Annotated in this window: 15 protein-coding genes; 7 read left to right on the top strand and 8 right to left on the bottom strand. The window is 62.1% G+C overall.

Features of this window, described 5'->3' with window-relative positions:
- The first annotated feature begins 220 nt into the window (after window positions 1-220).
- On the top strand, window positions 221-1294 hold the full coding sequence (gene aroG, locus NCT03_RS02025; RefSeq protein WP_250463084.1) for a 3-deoxy-7-phosphoheptulonate synthase AroG: 1074 nt from the start codon (window positions 221-223) through the stop codon (window positions 1292-1294).
- A gap of 49 nt (window positions 1295-1343) precedes the next feature.
- Here the strand turns inward: aroG and NCT03_RS02020 are convergent, their stop codons facing one another.
- Window positions 1344-1910, bottom strand: a complete 567-nt coding sequence (locus NCT03_RS02020) for a cob(I)yrinic acid a,c-diamide adenosyltransferase (protein ID WP_250491798.1) — start codon at window positions 1908-1910, stop codon at window positions 1344-1346.
- A gap of 345 nt (window positions 1911-2255) precedes the next feature.
- On the opposite strand from NCT03_RS02020, the gene NCT03_RS02015 reads away from it, so the two are divergent.
- The 6 genes from NCT03_RS02015 to proC all read left to right on the top strand — a co-directional run bounded on the left by NCT03_RS02015 (window position 2256) and on the right by proC (window position 9395).
- Window positions 2256-3677: an FAD-binding oxidoreductase gene (locus NCT03_RS02015; protein WP_250491797.1), complete on the top strand. Its 1422-nt coding sequence runs from the start codon at window positions 2256-2258 to the stop codon at window positions 3675-3677.
- A gap of 157 nt (window positions 3678-3834) precedes the next feature.
- Window positions 3835-5388, top strand: a complete 1554-nt coding sequence (locus NCT03_RS02010; protein WP_244827031.1) for an FAD-linked oxidase C-terminal domain-containing protein — start codon at window positions 3835-3837, stop codon at window positions 5386-5388.
- A 111-nt stretch (window positions 5389-5499) separates the two neighbouring features.
- Complete coding sequence (gene glcE / locus NCT03_RS02005) at window positions 5500-6588, top strand: glycolate oxidase subunit GlcE (RefSeq protein WP_244827030.1); 1089 nt, start codon at window positions 5500-5502, stop codon at window positions 6586-6588.
- A gap of 8 nt (window positions 6589-6596) precedes the next feature.
- Window positions 6597-7823, top strand: coding sequence for a glycolate oxidase subunit GlcF (gene glcF / locus NCT03_RS02000; protein WP_244827029.1), 1227 nt, complete (start codon window positions 6597-6599; stop codon window positions 7821-7823).
- Between the two features lie 41 nt (window positions 7824-7864).
- Window positions 7865-8560, top strand: coding sequence for a YggS family pyridoxal phosphate-dependent enzyme (locus tag NCT03_RS01995; protein ID WP_250491796.1), 696 nt, complete (start codon window positions 7865-7867; stop codon window positions 8558-8560).
- A gap of 22 nt (window positions 8561-8582) precedes the next feature.
- Window positions 8583-9395, top strand: a complete 813-nt coding sequence (proC, locus tag NCT03_RS01990; RefSeq protein ID WP_250491795.1) for a pyrroline-5-carboxylate reductase — start codon at window positions 8583-8585, stop codon at window positions 9393-9395.
- Window positions 9396-9544: 149 nt separating this feature from the next.
- On the opposite strand, the gene NCT03_RS01985 is transcribed toward proC, so the two are convergent.
- The 7 genes from NCT03_RS01985 to recG form a co-directional block, all read right to left on the bottom strand.
- Window positions 9545-10375 (bottom strand): FkbM family methyltransferase, encoded by an 831-nt coding sequence (locus tag NCT03_RS01985; protein WP_250463073.1) that lies wholly within the window; start codon window positions 10373-10375, stop codon window positions 9545-9547.
- Between the two features lie 114 nt (window positions 10376-10489).
- Window positions 10490-11347, bottom strand: coding sequence for a 4-hydroxybenzoate octaprenyltransferase (gene ubiA / locus NCT03_RS01980; protein WP_250491794.1), 858 nt, complete (start codon window positions 11345-11347; stop codon window positions 10490-10492).
- A 139-nt stretch (window positions 11348-11486) separates the two neighbouring features.
- Complete coding sequence (locus NCT03_RS01975) at window positions 11487-11975, bottom strand: Dps family protein (protein WP_244827024.1); 489 nt, start codon at window positions 11973-11975, stop codon at window positions 11487-11489.
- A gap of 196 nt (window positions 11976-12171) precedes the next feature.
- Entirely contained in the window at window positions 12172-12330 is a 159-nt protein-coding gene (locus NCT03_RS01970; RefSeq protein WP_244827023.1) for a hypothetical protein, read from the bottom strand.
- Window positions 12331-12350: 20 nt separating this feature from the next.
- Entirely contained in the window at window positions 12351-13835 is a 1485-nt protein-coding gene (locus NCT03_RS01965; RefSeq protein ID WP_250491793.1) for a catalase, read from the bottom strand.
- A gap of 336 nt (window positions 13836-14171) precedes the next feature.
- Window positions 14172-15131: a hydrogen peroxide-inducible genes activator gene (locus NCT03_RS01960; protein ID WP_244827021.1), complete on the bottom strand. Its 960-nt coding sequence runs from the start codon at window positions 15129-15131 to the stop codon at window positions 14172-14174.
- A 140-nt stretch (window positions 15132-15271) separates the two neighbouring features.
- Window positions 15272-17689: an ATP-dependent DNA helicase RecG gene (recG, locus tag NCT03_RS01955; protein WP_250491792.1), complete on the bottom strand. Its 2418-nt coding sequence runs from the start codon at window positions 17687-17689 to the stop codon at window positions 15272-15274.
- Window positions 17690-17700 lie beyond the last annotated feature (11 nt).

Here is a 17700-nt window from a genome sequence, read left to right as displayed (position 1 = left end):
ACCTGATTTTTTTGCGACAGACTTTTCTCTCTTAAGCCATGACCGCCAAGTTTTATTTTTATTTCTTTTGGCATCTCAAGCCGCTGGCGGATGGAGAGGGGTCGTTGCAAGTACGGTAAGTACGCAAAACCAAATTTCCGAAAAACCGCCAGCGAGTCTGGCGGTTTTTTTTCGCCCTTCACACGTTGGTTTTGATTGAAAGAGACGCAGGAGAAAAGAAATGCCCCCGCACAATACCGACGATGTCCGCATTCGTGAGCTGAAAGAACTGACGCCTCCCGCGCATCTGATTCGCGAATTCCCTTGCGCCGAACCCGTGTCGGAACTGATCTACAACGCGCGCAAGTCGATGCATCGCATACTGCACGGAATGGATGATCGCTTGATCGTGATCGTCGGACCGTGCTCCATTCACGATCCCAAGGCGGCGATGGAATATGCCGGACGACTGATCGAGCAGCGTAAGCGCTTCGCGGGCGAATTGGAAATCGTGATGCGCGTGTACTTCGAAAAGCCGCGTACCACGGTGGGCTGGAAAGGGCTGATCAACGATCCGTATATGGATAACAGCTTCAAGATCAATGATGGATTGCGGGCTGCGCGAGAATTGCTCATGCATATCAACGAGCTTGGTTTGCCGGCCGGCACCGAGTATCTGGATATGATTAGTCCGCAGTACATTGCGGACCTGATTTCGTGGGGCGCGATTGGGGCGCGGACTACCGAATCTCAGGTTCACCGTGAGCTTGCATCGGGATTGTCTTGTCCGGTAGGCTTTAAAAATGGCACGGATGGAAACGTCAAGATTGCCGTCGATGCTATCAAGGCCGCTTCGCAGCCGCATCATTTCCTGTCGGTCACGAAGGGCGGACATTCGGCGATCGTTTCAACCGCCGGCAACGAGGATTGCCATATCATTTTACGTGGAGGTAAATCGCCGAATTTCGATGCCGCTAGTGTCGATGCCGCTTGCAGCGATATCGGCAAGGCGGGATTAGCGGCGCGCTTGATGATCGATGCGAGTCACGCGAATAGCTCGAAGAAACACGAGAATCAGATTCCGGTTTGCGAGGATATTGGCAAGCAACTCGCTTCCGGCGATGAGCGAATTATCGGCGTGATGATTGAATCGCATCTGGTTGGCGGCCGGCAAGACCTCAAGCCGGGATGCGAGCTGACTTACGGACAAAGCGTGACGGATGCTTGCATCGGCTGGGATGAGAGTGTGACTGTACTCGAAGGATTGGCAGCGTCGGTTAAACAGCGGCGCATTGCGCGAGGCGGCGGCAATTAAGATATAGATAGCGGCTGCTAACTCAGCGGCCGCTGTCATTCATTCACGGTTAATCGGTTGCCGCGTCGCGCTGATGCTTCCACAAGACATCGTTCTGGCCATCCGCGCGATTCAAAGCCCGCGCCAGTACAAAAAGCAAATCCGACAGCCGATTGACATACCGCCTCGGCGCTTCATTTACTCCGGCTTCATCGATTTTCCCCAGCGCCACGATCGACCGCTCCGCTCTTCGGCAAACCGTCCGCGCCACATGCGCCACTGCCGCCGCTCTCGATCCGCCCGGCAGAATGAATTCAGCCAACGGCGGCAACGTCCCGTTGTATTCCGCGAGCCAGTCATCGAGCTGCGCCAAATGCGATTCCTCTATCATCGAATGCCCGGGAATCGATAACTCGCCGCCTAAATCGAAGAGATCGTGCTGAATCGTCGTCAACGCATCGCGCACGTCCGTTGGCAGCGGTTCGCATAGCAATACGCCCAAAGTCGAATTCAATTCATCGACATCGCCGATTGCGGCAATCCGCGCATCGTCCTTGGAGACGCGACGGCCGTCGCCGAGCCCCGTGGTGCCATCATCGCCGGTACGGGTGGCGATCTTGCTCAGACGGTTGCCCATCGTTTTCTCCTTGCTCGTTGATTCATCGCTCGAAACGCGCGTTCACACTTTGAACCGCGCCGAAACTCCGACCCATTATAGGCACGCGGTCCCACGGTTTTACCCGCCTGCCGCCCTCCATCTCATCGGCGTAAAATGAGATGGAAGTCGTGAAGCAAGCACTCGACCACGCCGAGCGCAGCAGCCCAACGAGCGCGACGATTAAGCACCGGCGCGCAAAACGCAAAACGCAACGTGCTCGATCCGTCGCCTGAAGCATTTAGTGGCACGAATAAGCAACACGCGACGAATCCGCCGCGAAAATCGACCGAACAATCGCAGCGCCCAAGCTGCCCCGGAGACACCGTGAACCACCCCGCCGAAGCCGCACGAACCGCCTTCCGCCGCCCGTTCCCCGCCGCCCTGCTCGATGCGCTGCGCTCAAGATTCGCGGAGCGCGTCTCCACCGCCCAGGCGGTGCGCGAGCACCACGGCCGCGACGAATCCCCGTTCGACCCGCAACTGCCCGACGCCGTCGTCTTCGCGCGCAGCACAGATGACGTGCAGGCCATCGTCAGACTTTGCGCCGAACACGACACGCCGATCATTCCCTACGGCAACGGCTCGTCGCTCGAAGGGCATCTGCTGGCGGTGCAAGGCGGCGTTTCCATCGACTTGTCGGAGATGAAAAACGTCATTTCGATCAACGCCGAAGATCTCACGGTCACCGTCGAACCCGGCATTTCACGCAAGCAACTGAACGAAGCGCTGAAAGACACCGGCCTCTTCTTCCCGATCGATCCCGGCGCGGACGCGAGCATCGGCGGCATGTCGGCAACGCGCGCTTCCGGCACCAACGCCGTGCGCTACGGCACGATGCGCGAAAACGTGCTCGGCCTCACGGTGGTTACCGCCGATGGCCGAGTCATCAAAACCGGCACGCGCGCGCGCAAATCGTCGGCGGGATACGACCTGACGCGTCTTTTCGTCGGCTCGGAAGGCACACTCGGTGTCATCACCGAAATCACCGTGCGGCTTTATCCGCAGCCCGAAGCCATTTCCGCCGCCATCTGCGCTTTCCCGTCGATGGGCGATGCGGTGCGCGCCGTCATCGAAACCATTCAGATGGGCGTGCCGATTGCGCGCGTCGAATTCGTCGATTCGCTCGCCGTGCGCGCAATCAATCGTCATTCGAATCTAACGCTCGCCGAATCGCCGACGCTATTCTTCGAATTTCACGGCACGGAAGCGGGCGTCAAGGAGCAAGCACAAACGGTGCAGGACATCGCCGCCGAGAACGCCGGCACCGGTTTCGAATGGGCGACCCGTCCCGAAGACCGCAGCCGTCTCTGGAACGCGCGCCACAACGCCTACTTCGCGATGCTGCAACTGAAACCCGGCTGCCGCGCCGTCACCACGGATGTCTGCGTGCCGATCTCGCGTCTCGCGGAATGCGTCGAGGAAACGGAAAAAGACCTGGTGGATTCGCCGCTTCCCTGCCCAATCGTCGGCCATGTCGGCGACGGCAACTTCCACGTCGCCATGCTGCTCGATCCGGCCAAGCCCGAGGAACTGGCGGAAGCCGAACGGCTGAATCACCGCATCGTCGAACGCGCGCTGATGGTCGGCGGCACCTGCACGGGCGAACACGGCGTCGGCTTGCACAAGATGGGCTTCATGATCGAGGAGCACGGCGAGGACGCCATCGCCGTGATGCGCTCGATCAAACACGCGCTCGACCCGAAAAACCTCATGAATCCGGGCAAGATCTTCGCGTTCGAGCAGTAATCGCGCGGTTTGCGCTTCATTTTGCGCACACGGCGACGGCAATGGACGCTGTCGCCGCAAGCGGGCAAGATGGACCGCGGTATCCGAATCATTCGTCGACGAAGAGCATCTGCGTCGATCAAACCGAACGAAGCGCCGCCGAGCGCCCGGAGGAGACATGAACGCACCCGACGAGCTCAAGACCGCACTCGTGACCGACACTTCGCCGAATTTGCCGCATGCGGACGCGCCTCGGTTCTCCGAGGAACAACTCGCGGCGCGTCAGCGCGATGTCGTGCAGGCGCTGATGGCCGTGCTGCCCACGCATTGCCTCCTGTTTCGCGAGGAAGACACGGCGCCATACGAGTGCGACGGTCTCGCGGCGTATCGCCGTCTGCCGCTTGCGGTCGCATTGCCGGAAACCGAAGCGCAGGTGCAGCGCGTCGTGCAGATCTGCGCGCGCCTCGACGTGCCGATCGTGCCGCGCGGCGCGGGCACGGGGCTCTCGGGCGGCGCGATGCCGATTCGTCATGGCATCGTGTTGTCGCTTGCGCGCTTTCGCAAGATCATCGAAGTCGATCCGTACGCGCGCACCGCGACGGTTCAGCCGGGCGTGCGCAATCTCGCCATATCGGAGGCCGCCGCCCCTTACGGGCTCTACTACGCGCCGGACCCTTCGTCGCAGATCGCGTGCACTATCGGCGGCAACGTCTCCGAAAATTCGGGCGGCGTGCATTGCCTGAAATACGGCCTTACCGTGCATAACGTGCTGCGCGTGCGCGCCGTCACCATGGACGGCGATGCCGTCGAATTCGGCTCGCTCGGACCCGACGCGCCCGGCCTCGATCTGCTCGCCGTGCTGATCGGCAGCGAAGGCATGTTCGCCATCGTCACCGAGATCACCGTCAAGCTGATCCCGAAGCCGCAGACAGCGCAAGTCATCATGGCGAGTTTCGACGACGTGGTCAAAGGCGGCAATGCGGTCGCGGCGATCATCGCGGCAGGCATCATCCCGGCCGGCCTCGAAATGATGGACAAGCCCGCGACGCGCGCCGTCGAGCAATTCGTCAACGCTGGCTACGACCTGGACGCCGCCGCCATCCTGCTGTGCGAATCCGATGGCACGCACGACGAAGTCGCCGAGGAAATCGTCCGCATGACGGCGGTGCTGCGCGAGTTCGGCGCATCGCGCATCCAGATTTCGCGCACGGAAAGCGAGCGGCTCAAGTTCTGGTCGGGCCGCAAGAACGCCTTTCCCGCTGCCGGCCGCATGTCGCCCGACTATTACTGCATGGACGGCACGGTGCCGCGCCGCTCCATCGGGCCGCTGCTCAAGCGGATCGAAGAGATGGAACAGAAGTACGCGCTTCGCTGCATCAACGTGTTCCATGCGGGCGACGGCAACATGCACCCGCTCATTCTCTTCAATGGCAACGATCTCGACGAATGGCATCGCGCGGAGGCGTTCGGCAGCGATATCCTCGAAACCTGCGTGGAACTGGGCGGCACGGTGACGGGCGAACACGGCGTGGGCATCGAGAAGATCAATTCGATGTGCGTGCAGTTCTCGCCCGAGGAGCGCGACGCCTTTCACGCGGTCAAGCGCGCGTTCGATCCGCCCGGCCTGCTCAATCCCGACAAGGGCATTCCCACGCGCGCGCGCTGCGCCGAATACGGGAAGATGCACATTCGCGGCGGGCTTTTGCCGCACCCGGAGATTCCGCGCTTTTGACGAGTGCGCGATCCCGCTATCCACGTTTGTCCGACTGTGGCTGCGTTAAGCGCCCGGTACAATCGACCGGACGAGACGGAATAGAAAAAGCATCAATCAAGCGGGACACCCATGGAACAGGACGACATCGTCGCCGGCTGGTCGGAGCGGATTGCGCACGCCACCGAGACCGGCACGCCGCTACGCATTCGCGGCGGCGGGACGAAGGACTGGTACGGACAGACGCTCCAGGGGGAGATTCTCGACACGCGCGCGCATCGCGGCATCGTCGAATACGATCCGGCGGAACTCGTGATCACCGCGAAGAGCGGCACGCCGCTCGCGGAAATCGAAGCCGCGCTCAGGGAGCACGGACAGATGCTGCCCTTCGAGCCGCCGCACTTCGGCCGCAACGCGACCTTCGGCGGCTGCATCGCGGCGGGACTTGCCGGCCCGCGTCGCGCATGGACCGGCGCGCCGCGCGATTTCGTGCTCGGCGCGGTGGTGATGAACGGGCACGGAAAAGTGCTGCACTTCGGCGGCCAAGTGGTGAAAAACGTGGCGGGCTATGACGTCGCGCGCCTGCTCGCGGGCTCGCTCGGCACGCTCGGCCTCATGCTGCAACTGTCGATCAAGGTGCTGCCTCGCCCCGTCGCCGAAGCCACGCTCAAATTCGACATGCATGCAACGGACGGCGTGCGCAAGCTCAACGAATGGGGCGGTCATCCCTTGCCGATCACCGGCAGCGCGTGGCGCGACGGCACGCTCGCGCTACGTCTCGCGGGCGCGGAAGCTGCTGTTAAATCCGCGCGCAACACGCTCGGCGGCGAGGTGGTCGACGCCGTCGAAGCCGACCGTTTCTGGATCGGCATGCGCGAGCAGACCGATCCGTTCTTCGCGGTCATTCAGCCGCGTTCGGCGCTTTGGCGGCTCGCGTTGCCGTCCATTGCGGAGCCGCTGCATTTGCCGGGCGCGCAACTCATGGAATGGGGCGGTGCGCAGCGCTGGTGGATCACGGACACCGACCCGCAGACCGTGCGTATCAGCGCGAAGCAAGCCGGCGGGCACGCGACCATCTTCCGCGCCGGTTCCGCGTATGACCGCAATGCGGGCGTGTTCACGCCGTTGCCCGCGCCGCTGATGAAGATCCATCGCGGGCTGAAGGCGGCGTTCGATCCGGCGCGCGTGTTCAATCGCGCCCGGCTGTACCCCGATTTCTAGGCGCCTCGATGCAAACCAATCTCGCCGATTTCATCCGCGGCACGGCCGATGGCGACGAAGCCGACGCCATCCTGCGCAAATGCGTCCATTGCGGCTTTTGCACGGCGACTTGCCCGACCTATCAAATTCTCGGCGACGAACTCGACGGACCGCGCGGGCGCATCTATTTGATGAAGCAGATGTTCGAAGGCGCGCCGGTCACGCGCAGCACGCAACTGCATCTGGATCGCTGCCTTACCTGCCGCAATTGCGAGAGCACATGTCCGTCGGGCGTGCAGTACGGGCGGCTCGTGGAGATCGGCCGCAAGGTGGTCGAAGAGAAAGTCGAGCGCCCCATGCGCCAGCGTTTGCAGCGGCGCTTGCTGGCGAGCTTTCTGCCGAACAGCACGCTCTTCACGCCGGCGATGAAACTCGGCCAGCAGTTTCGCGGCATCCTGCCACGCAATCTGCGCGCGAAGATTCCCGTCCCGGAGAAGCCGCTCGCCGCGCCCACGCGCAAACACGAGCGCAAGATGCTGATGCTTTCCGGCTGCGTGCAACCGGCCATGATGCCCAACGTCAACACGGCGACCGCACGCGTATTCGACGCGCTCGGCATCGAGATCGTCACCGCGCCGGATGCGGGCTGCTGCGGCGCGATCCGCCTGCATCTCGGCTACAACGACGAAGCGCTCGACGACGTGCGCAACAATATCGACGCATGGTGGCCGTATGTGGAGAACGGCGTCGAGGCAATCGTGATGAACGCGTCGGGTTGCGGCGCGACGGTGAAGGAATACGCGCACCTTTTACGCGACGATCCGGTCTACGCGGACAAGGCGGCGCGCATCGTCGAGCTTACGCGCGACCTCGCCGAAATCCTGCCGATGTACGAGGAAGAACTCATCGCGCTGGCAAGACGCCGCAGCGTGCATACGGTCGCCTACCATCCGCCGTGTACCTTGCAGCACGGGCAGCAGATTCGCGGACGCGTCGAGCATCTGCTGACCGCGCTCGGGCTCGAAGTGCGTTTGCCCGCGGATAGCCATCTCTGCTGCGGATCGGCGGGCACGTATTCGGTGCTACAGCCAAAGCTCTCATACACGCTGCGTAATCAAAAGCTCGACCGGCTGGAAAAGACCGAGCCGCAGATGATCGTGTCGGCGAATGTCGGGTGTATCGCGCATCTGCAAAGCGGCACGTCCACGCCCGTCGCGCACTGGATTCAGTTGCTCGAGCATCTGCTTTACGGTTGAGCGCTTCGTATAATGGCTGGATTGCTTTTCAGGCGGCCAGCATGTCTATCGCTCAACATCTCGAAGAAGTCCGGCAGCGTATTGCGAAGGCTGCGGCGGACGCCTCGCGCGACGCCACGTCCGTGCAGCTTCTCGCCGTCTCCAAGACCTTTCCCGCCGAAGACGTGCGCGCCGCGTTCATTGCCGGCCAGCGCGCGTTCGGCGAAAACTACGTGCAGGAAGGCATCGCGAAGATTGCCACGCTCGCCGACTTACGCAGCGACATCGAGTGGCACTTCATCGGGCCGCTGCAATCGAACAAGACCAAGCTCGTCGCCGAGCAGTTCGACTGGGTGCATTCCATCGACCGGCTGAAGATTGCCGAGCGTCTGTCCGCGCAACGGCCCGAAGGCACGCCCGCGCTCAATGTCTGCGTGCAGGTCAACGTGAGCGGCGAGGCTTCGAAGAGCGGCGTGGAACCGGCAGAAGCCGCCGCGCTCGCGCATGCGGTCGCGGCGCTCCCCGCCCTGCGCTTGCGTGGCCTGATGGCCGTTCCCGAAGCCGCCGACACACTCGACGCGCAACGCGAGCCGCACGCGCGCCTTCGCGAACTCATGAACAAGCTTCGCGCAGACGGTCTCGATCTCGACACGCTTTCCATGGGCATGTCCGCCGACCTCGAAGCCGCCGTGCTCGAAGGCGCGACCATGGTGCGCATTGGCACCGCGATCTTCGGCGCGCGCGACTATTCGCATTGATTTCACTCTCGACTACTTCACCATGAAAATTGCATTCATCGGCGGTGGCAACATGGCTGCCGCGCTCATCGGCGGTCTGGTCAAGCGCGGCGTCGCGCCGGCGGATATCTATGCCGTCGATATCAACGACGAAGCGCGCGAACGCACCGCGAAGCAGTTCGGCATTGCGACGGGCGCGGCCATCGACGAGAAACTCGCGGCTTACGACGCGATCCTGCTGGCCGTGAAGCCGCAAGTGCTCAAGAGCGTGGCCGAATCGCTCGCGCCGCATCTGTCGAAGCAAACCATCATCAGCATCGCGGCGGGCATTCGCGCGACGGATCTGTCGCGCTGGCTGAACGGCTATACGCAGATCGTGCGGACCATGCCGAATACGCCCGCGCTGATCGGCATGGGCGTGACCGGACTCGCCGCGCTGCCGGGCGTGAGCGATGACGCGAAGGCGCTGGCATCGCAAGTTCTGGAAGCGGTGGGCTCCTCCGTCTGGTTCGACGACGAAGCGAAACTCGATGCCGTCACTGCTATTTCCGGCAGCGGTCCGGCCTACGTGTTCTACTTCATCGAAGCGATGCAGGAAGCCGCGCGCGCACTCGGCCTTGACGAAGCCCAGGGCCGCGAACTCGCGGTGGCGACCTTCACCGGCGCGGCACAGCTTGCTGCACAATCGGGCGAAGCGGCGAGCGTGCTGCGCGAACGGGTGACATCGAAAGGCGGCACGACGGCGGCGGCGCTGGCATCGTTCGAGGCTGAAGGTGTGAAGGACGCCATCGTGCGTGGCGCGCTCGCGGCGCAGGCGCGCGCGAAGGAGATGGGTGACGAGTTGGGCGGCTTGTGAAAACGTGAATCGTGCGCGGTGCGCTGGCAACTCGCATGCGCACAAAAGGAACTGGCGGCACGGCAACACGTGCAGCTTGCGCGGTGCGCGGGCTTCGCACCCGCGCATTGAAGGATTCGCTCGCGCTCACCGCCGCCGCGCGAGCTCGCTCAACCGATATTGAGCACGCCATCGCGCTCGTTCAAATGAGCATGCAGCGGATCACCCTTGGCGATGGCAAGCACATTCGGTTCGACCGAATAAAACGTCTCGTAGCCAACGCCTCTCAGATAGTCGCGAATATCGTTCTCGCTGCCCTTGATCCATTCGACCAAAAGCGCAGGCTTGCATCGAAGCAAGGTCTCGCGCGCGCCTCTCAACACATCCATTTCCATGCCTTCGACGTCGATCTTCAGAAGATCGACGCGTTCGAGCTTCAGGGAATCGATACTGATCATCGGCACCGTCGTGCTTGCGGCGGCATCGTAAGAGATAGCCTGGCCGATGAACTCGGTGTGCTCACGCGGCCTGATCTCCAGACTGCCGAAGCTCGCCGAAGAGAAGTAATCCGGTTGAGGAATGCCGATCTCGCCCACGGACTCACCCAATGCAGCCAGCCTGGCCCGCGCATTGAGGCAGTTGTTGAGCGCGAGATTGCCGGCCAGCGCGTAGTAGATGATCTCCTGCGCCTCGAAACTCAGCACCCGTCCCCAGCCGTTCATGTGACGCGCCCATTCCACGGAATGCACGCCGATATTCGCGCCGCCGTCTATGGCGAATACGCCGTCACCGAAATAACGACGACGCAGCGCGAGAAGAGAGAGCACGAACTGCACTTCTTGCGGATCGAAGCTGGACTTGCTGAGGATCTGATGCCCGACGCCGTAGGTGTAGTTCGATACGGCGTTCTGCACGGCGTTGAAGTCGTTGCGATTGACGATCAGCGTGCCATGGTTTGACGCGGCCAGAATGAAGGCGATGGGGCGCTCGATGTGACTCATGCGGTTTTAAGCGTGTAAGTAAATCCGCAAGAGTCTAGCCATTGGACGGCTTCGCGCAATCAGTCGATGGCCCGAAAACTGTCATAAAGATGCGTCGGCAAGATCAACGGCGCATCAAGCCAGCGCGTAATGCAGCGCAATTCCCACGAACAACATGCCGCCGAGCCAGTTGTTATGTTTGAACGCAGCGAAACATCCCATGCGGTCGCGCTCGCGAATCAGCGCGTAGTGATAGACGGAGCATGCCGCGGCGGCAAGCCAGCCGAGCCAGTACGCCCAGCCAAAGCCAAGCGCCACGCCTATGCCCACATAGATGGCGAGCGTCACGGCATAGCAAAGCATGACGGCGAACACGTCGTATCGCCCGAAAGTGAGCGCCGATGTACGGATGCCTATCTTGATGTCGTCGTCGCGATCGACCATGGCGTATTCGGTGTCGTAGGCCACCGACCAGAACACGTTGGCCGCGAGCATGATCCACGCGAGCGCGGGCACGTGATTCTGCACGGCGGCAAACGCCATGGGAATGCCGAAGCCGAACGCAATGCCGAGATACGCCTGCGGTATGGCGAAGAATCGCTTGGTGAAGGGATAGCTGCCCGCGACGAACAGCGCGAACACCGACAGCTCTTTCGTGAGTGTGTTGAGCGGCAGTATCAGCAAAAACGCAAGGAGCGATAAAGCCGCCGCGAGCGCCACCGCTTCCCATGCCTTGATCTTGCCCGACGTGATCGGACGCTCGGCCGTACGCTTCACGTAGCGGTCGAAATCGCGGTCGGCGTAGTCGTTGATGGCGCAGCCCGCCGAGCGCATGAGAATGGTGCCGATCACGAAGATGACGAGCAGCATTGGCGAAGGATGCCCGTTGGACGCGATCCACAATGCGTTGAGCGTCGGCCACAACAGCAGCAGGCTGCCGATCGGTTTATCCAGGCGCACGAGGCGCATATACAGCGGAAGGCGGGCGAGCATGGCGAGGCAGCGAAAGTTCGATGGCCTATTTTAGACCAGCGTGCTGGCGCAAGCCCGCGCATTGCGCCCACAAAAAAACCCCGCGCACGGGGTTTTCATCGAAGCGTTTGAAGCTTTCCAAGCGTTTGAAGCCGAGACGTCAGGCCAGCATGGCGCGCAACATCCACGCGGTCTTCTCATGCGTCTGCATGCGCTGCGTGAGCAAGTCGGCGGTCGGCTCGTCGTTGGCGGCGTCCGTCGCGGGGAAGATTTCGCGCGCCGTGCGCACCACCGCTTCCTGACCCTGTACCAACTGGCGAATCATCTCTTCGGCCGAGGGCACGCCATCCGCTTCCGGAATGGTCGACAGCCGCGCGAAGTCTTTGTAGCTGCCCGGTGCATGCACGCCCAGCGCGCGAATACGTTCGGCGATGGCATCCACGGCGAGTGCAAGTTCGTTGTACTGCGTCTCGAACATCAGATGGAGCGTGTTGAACATCGGCCCCGTGACGTTCCAGTGAAAATTATGCGTCTTCAGGTACAGCGTGTACGTGTCGGCCAGCAGACGGGACAGCCCGTCGGCGATCTTCTTGCGATCCTCGTCGTTGATGCCGATGTTGACGGGAGGTGCAGCGTCTTTGTTCGCCATATTGACTCCGTGAAAGTGTGATTCGAACGTTGAGTGCGCCTATTGCTCAAGCGAGGCGCGAAGCTACAGACCGTCCGCTAGTTTATCGTAGAAACAAGGTCACTTTTTTATATGGCGCGGCTTTGCATGCGTGGAAGACAGGCCGCCGCGTGGTGCTGACAGAGCGGCCTGTCTTCGTGTCGATAGACGTCCTGCCTCAGGCAAAAACGCCCGCGCCCGCGCCATGCAATGCACTGGCAACGACGAGCCCGTAACCCATCGCGACGGCGCCAAACGCAAGCGTAACGCGCACTTTGCGACTAGTGGCTTCGATATGTTTCATGGCCTGCTCGATGGTGTTGAATGCCTGATTCATGGTCGTTTCTCCCTGGCCGATCACGCGGCCGCGGTATCTTCCTCGTCCTGCTTCACGGTTACTTTCTGTCCGAGCTTGATAAGAGCATCTATCACGCCTGCCGCATAAGCCGGGTTCGCGCGGCGGAAGTGTTCGATCTGACGCGCGACGATCTCATCCGGTACGCCGAAGATATGCCGCGCGATATTGCCGAAGAACCGCTCGCGCTGCGCTTCGTCGAAGAGACGGAAAAGCGCGCCTGCCTGGCTGTAGTAGTCGTCGTCCTCACGGTGATCGAAGCGATACACCGTCCCCGCCGCGAGCGGCGGCTCGTTCACGCTCGCGTCCTGCGCGAATTCGCCAAAGCGGTTCGGCTCGTAATTGACGCGCGATCCGAGATTGCCGTCGACGCGCATTCCGCCATCGCGATGAAATGCATTCGCCACCGGCACGCGCGGCGCATTCACCGGAATCTGATGATGATTGATGCCGAGCCGATAGCGCTGCGTGTCGCCATAAGAGAAGAGACGCCCTTGCAGCAAGCGGTCCGGCGAGAAGCCGATGCCCGGCACCACGTTGGCGGGCGTGAACGCGGCCTGCTCGACTTCCGCGAAATAGTTCTGCGCATTGCGGTTCAATTCGATCACACCGACATCGATCAGCGGATGGTCCTTGTGCGGCCACACCTTGGTGACATCGAACGGATTGATGCAATAGCGCGCCGCTTCCTCCTCGCTCATCACCTGAATGCGGAAATTCCAGCGCGGAAACTCGCCACGATCGATGTTGTCGACCAGATCGCGCTGCGCGCTTTCCCGATCGTTCGCGATCACGGCGCCGGCTTCGGCATCCGTGTAGTTTTCGAGCGGCTGCTGCGACTTGAAATGGAACTTCACGTAGAAGCGCTCGTTATCGGCGTTGACGAACGAGAACGTGTGCGAGCCGAAGCCATGCATCTGCCGATAATTCTTCGGAATACCGCGATCGCTCATGAGAATCGTCACCTGATGCAGCGATTCCGGATGACGCGACCAGAAATCCCAAGCGGCGACATTGCTGCGCATGTTCGTGTATGGGTCGCGCTTCTGCGTGTGGATGAAGTCGGGAAATTTCAGCGGATCGCGGATGAAGAACACCGGCGTGTTGTTGCCGACCACGTCCCAGTTGCCTTCCTCGGTGTAGAACTTGATGGAGAAGCCGCGCACGTCGCGTTCGGCATCGGCGGCGCCGCGTTCGCCTGCCACCGTCGAGAAGCGCATGAAAATCGGCGTTTCCTTGCCGATCTCCGAGAAAATCTTGGCTTTCGTATAGCGCGAGATGTCGTGCGTGACGCGGAACGTACCGAAGGCGCCCGAACCCTTTGCATGCACGCGGCGCTCGGGAATCACTTCGCGGTCGAAATGCGCGAGTTTTTCGATCAGCCAAAAATCCTGCAAGGTCACGGGACCGCGCGGACCGGCGGTTTGCGAATTCTGATTGTCGCCGACGGGTGCGCCAGCGGCAGTCGTGAGGCGTTCGTTGGTCATCGTGATACTCCTGTTTTTGCGTTGGCTTGAGATGAGTGATGCGAGACGGTTCGCCGAGATTCAGGCGACGCGCGCGAAGTCCGCTAGAACGCGCACGGCGACGTGGCGCAGTTCGTTCCATGATTTGGCGATGGCGGCGTGGCGGTGCATGACGTTCCTCCGTGGGCTTGGCCGGAGTGGCCAAGCGCTGTCGATAGAGCAATCTTATAGAAAACTATCGAAAACAAAAATTTGATTGAATTTATCTATTCGATAGCTGGGGCGCCACCCAGATGAAAAAGCCGTGACTTCGATGAAGGCACGGCTTTGCGATGACACGTCAAACTTACGGCGGACTCAGTTCACCGCCACCGGTATGTCCAGCTTTCTCACGCCAGGCAAATCGCAGGCAGCGATCGCATCGCTGATCGCGTCGATGGCAGGCACGCGCGTGAAGCTCTTGCGCCACGCCAGCACGACACGCCGGTCCGGGACGGGGTCATCGAACGCGACGTAACTGAGCAGGCCGGAATCGATGCCCGCCGCGTGCGGCTTCACTTCATGCACCGACATACGCGGCAGAACCGTGATGCCGACGCCGCTTGCCACCATATGCCGGATGGTTTCCAGCGACGAGCCTTCGAAGGTCTTCTGAATGCCGTCCGCGTTCTGCGAGAAGCGCATCAGCTCCGGACACACGCCGAGAACGTGATCGCGGAAGCAATGGCCGCTGCCGAGCAGCAGCATGGTTTCCTGCTTCAAATCGTCCGGATCGATCTTCGCGCGGTTTTCCCACGCATGACCCGAAGGCATGGCGACGACGAACGGCTCGTCGTACAGCGCGCGCACCATGAGGCCCGTCTCGGGAAACGGCAGCGCCATGATCGCCACATCAATCTCACCCTGCTTCAGCAGTTCGATCAGCTTGAGCGTGTAGTTTTCCTGGAGCATTAGCGGCATCTGCGGCACCGCCTTGATCATCTGCTTGACGAGCGTCGGCAGCAGATACGGCCCGATCGTATAAATGACGCCCAACCGCAGCGGCCCGACAAGCGGGTCTTTGCCCTGTTTGGCGATCTCCTTGATGGCGAGCGTCTGTTCGAGCACGCGCTGCGCCTGCGTGACGATCTGCTCGCCAATGGGCGTCACGCTGACTTCGCTCGTGCCGCGCTCGAAGATCTGCACGTTGAGTTCGTCTTCGAGCTTCTTGATTGCCACCGACAGCGTCGGCTGGCTGACGAAGCACGCTTCGGCGGCGCGGCCAAAGTGCCGCTCGCGCGCAACCGCGACGATGTACTTCAGTTCAGTGAGCGTCATTGGAGGCCAATGGAATACATTGATTCGATAGGTTTATCTTATACACCCGCCAAGCGCAATTCGACAACTCTCGCGGCTATTGCAAACGCGGCTGTGTATTTAGCAAATAGGGACCGACGACACCCGCTCAAGTTCACCCATCACGCTTTTAAATACTGTTCGCGCACGCCCAGCCAGCGGGTGAGATGGCGCGTAACGGCGTCCGGGAACGCTTCGAGCATGCGATCCGCGGCCGCGCGCGCGGGTTCGATCAGCCAGCCGTCGTTTTCGAGGCTGGCAAAACGCAGCATCGCCTCACCGGACTGGCGCGCGCCGAGAAACTCGCCGGGACCGCGAATTTCAAGATCGCGGCGGGCGATCTCGAAGCCATCGGTCGTTTCGCGCATCGTTTGCAACCGGGAGCGGGCGGTTTGCGAAAGCGGATTCGCGTACATCAGCACGCACACGGAAGCGGCGCTGCCGCGCCCCACGCGTCCACGCAACTGATGCAGCTGCGCGAGCCCGAAACGCTCCGCATGCTCGATCACCATCAGCGATGCATTCGGCACGTCCACGCCCACTTCGATCACCGTCGTCGCAACCAGCAATTGCACTTCGTTGCGCGAGAAGGCGTCCATGACCGCCGCCTTTTCAGCGGGCGCAAGCCGACCGTGAACCAGCCCGACGCGCAGTTCGGGCAGCGCCGCGACGAGCGTTTCGTAAGTTTCGACGGCGGTTTGCAACTGCAGCGTCTCGCTTTCCTCGATCAGCGGACACACCCAATAAACTTGCCGACCAGTCAGCGCCGCCTCGCGCACGCGGCCGATGATCTCGTCGCGGCGGCTGTCGGAGACGATTCTCGTGAGAATCGGCGTACGGCCAGGCGGCAGTTCGTCGATGGTCGAGACATCGAGATCGGCGTAATAGGTCATGGCGAGCGTTCGGGGAATCGGCGTCGCGGACATCATCAGCTGATGCGGCTGGAAGTCCTTCGCTCCGTTCGATGCTTTCTGCGCCTTCGCTCGCAGCGCAAGCCGCTGCGCGACACCGAAGCGATGCTGCTCATCCACGATCACGAGGCCCAAGCGCGCGAACTCGACTGAGTCCTGAATGATCGCGTGCGTGCCGATGACGAGGTGCGCGGTGCCGAGCGCGGCGGCCTCGCTTGCGCTGCGTTTGTCCCGGGCTTTGAGACTGCCGGCGAGCCACGCGACCGACACGCCAAGCGGTTCGAGCCAGCCGCGCAGCTTGCGCGCGTGCTGTTCCGCGAGAATTTCGGTCGGCGCCATGAGCGCGGCCTGATAACCGGCGTCGATGGCCTGCGCCGCCGCGAGCGCCGCGACGATGGTCTTGCCGCTGCCGACATCGCCTTGCAAAAGACGTTGCATCGGATGCGCGAGCGTCAGTTCGTGCGCGATTTCCGCGCTGACGCGCTGCTGCGCGCCGGTCAGCGAAAACGGCAGCGCTTTCAGGAGACGCACGACGAGCGAGGCGGAATCGCCGGCGGCGCGGCGCGGCATGGCGGGCGCGGCGCGAGTGCGGCGCTCGGCGTGCGCGCGCTTGAGCGACAACTGCTGCGCGAGCAGTTCCTCGAACTTGATGCGCGTCCACGCCGGATGCGTGCCGTCGATGAGCGCGGTTTCGTCGGAATCCGCGCGCGGATGATGCAGTGTGCGCACCGCGTCGAGCAGGCCGGGCACGTTGAGCGGGGCGAGATGCGCGCGCGCGATCGGCTCGGGCAGCAACTCCGGCAGAAACACGCGAGAGAGCGCGCTGTCGATCGCCTTGCGCAGATACGCCTGCGAGACGCCCGCGGTCGCCGGATAGACGGGCGTGAGCGCTTGCGGCAGCGGCGTGTCGTCATCGACGGGGCGCACGACCGGGTGCACCATCTCCAGGCCGAAAAAGCCGCCGCGCACGTCGCCGCGCACGCGCAGGCGCACGCCGACGGACATCTGCTTGACTTGCGAACCGTAGAAGTTGAGAAAGCGCAGCGTCAGGTCGTCGCCGGCATCGTCGCGAATTTTCACGAGCAATTGCCGCTTCGGCCGATACGCGATCTCGTTATCGAACACGACGCCTTCCGTCTGCGCGGTGTTGCCGGGAATGAGTTCGGCGATTGGCGTGAGCGACGTTTCGTCTTCATAGCGCATCGGCAGATGCAAGACGAGGTCGATGTCGGTCTTCAAGCCGAGCTTGGCGAGCTTGTCGGCGGGTTTGACGAGCTTGGGCGCGGTTTTGCCGGCGCTGGTCGGACCCGCGTTCCCAGTTTTCGCGGCCGACGCGGGTTGGGCGGCGCGAGTGGAGTGCGCGTCCGCCTCGCTCGGCTCCTCGAAGGTTTCGGCGGTGCTGTCGAAACCCGCGTCTTGAGCCTTCGCCGCCGAAGCAGTCGGCTGCGAATCACCGTCGTCGAGCGCGGACGCCCGCACCTCGCCTTCCGGCTGGATCGTGCCCGCCATGACCGGCTTCGGCGCTTTCTTCCGCGTGCGCGCGGCCTTCCCTTCGACACGCGCGCCGCTGTCTTCGGCGCTTGGAAACGCTTCGTCGGGAGAAGTCACGCGGCGGTCGGACAAGGGCATCTGCTCTCTTC

This window comes from Caballeronia sp. GAWG1-1 (genome assembly GCF_023631465.1).
GTDB lineage: Bacteria > Pseudomonadota > Gammaproteobacteria > Burkholderiales > Burkholderiaceae > Caballeronia.
This window is presented reverse-complemented; position numbering and strand designations above follow the sequence as displayed.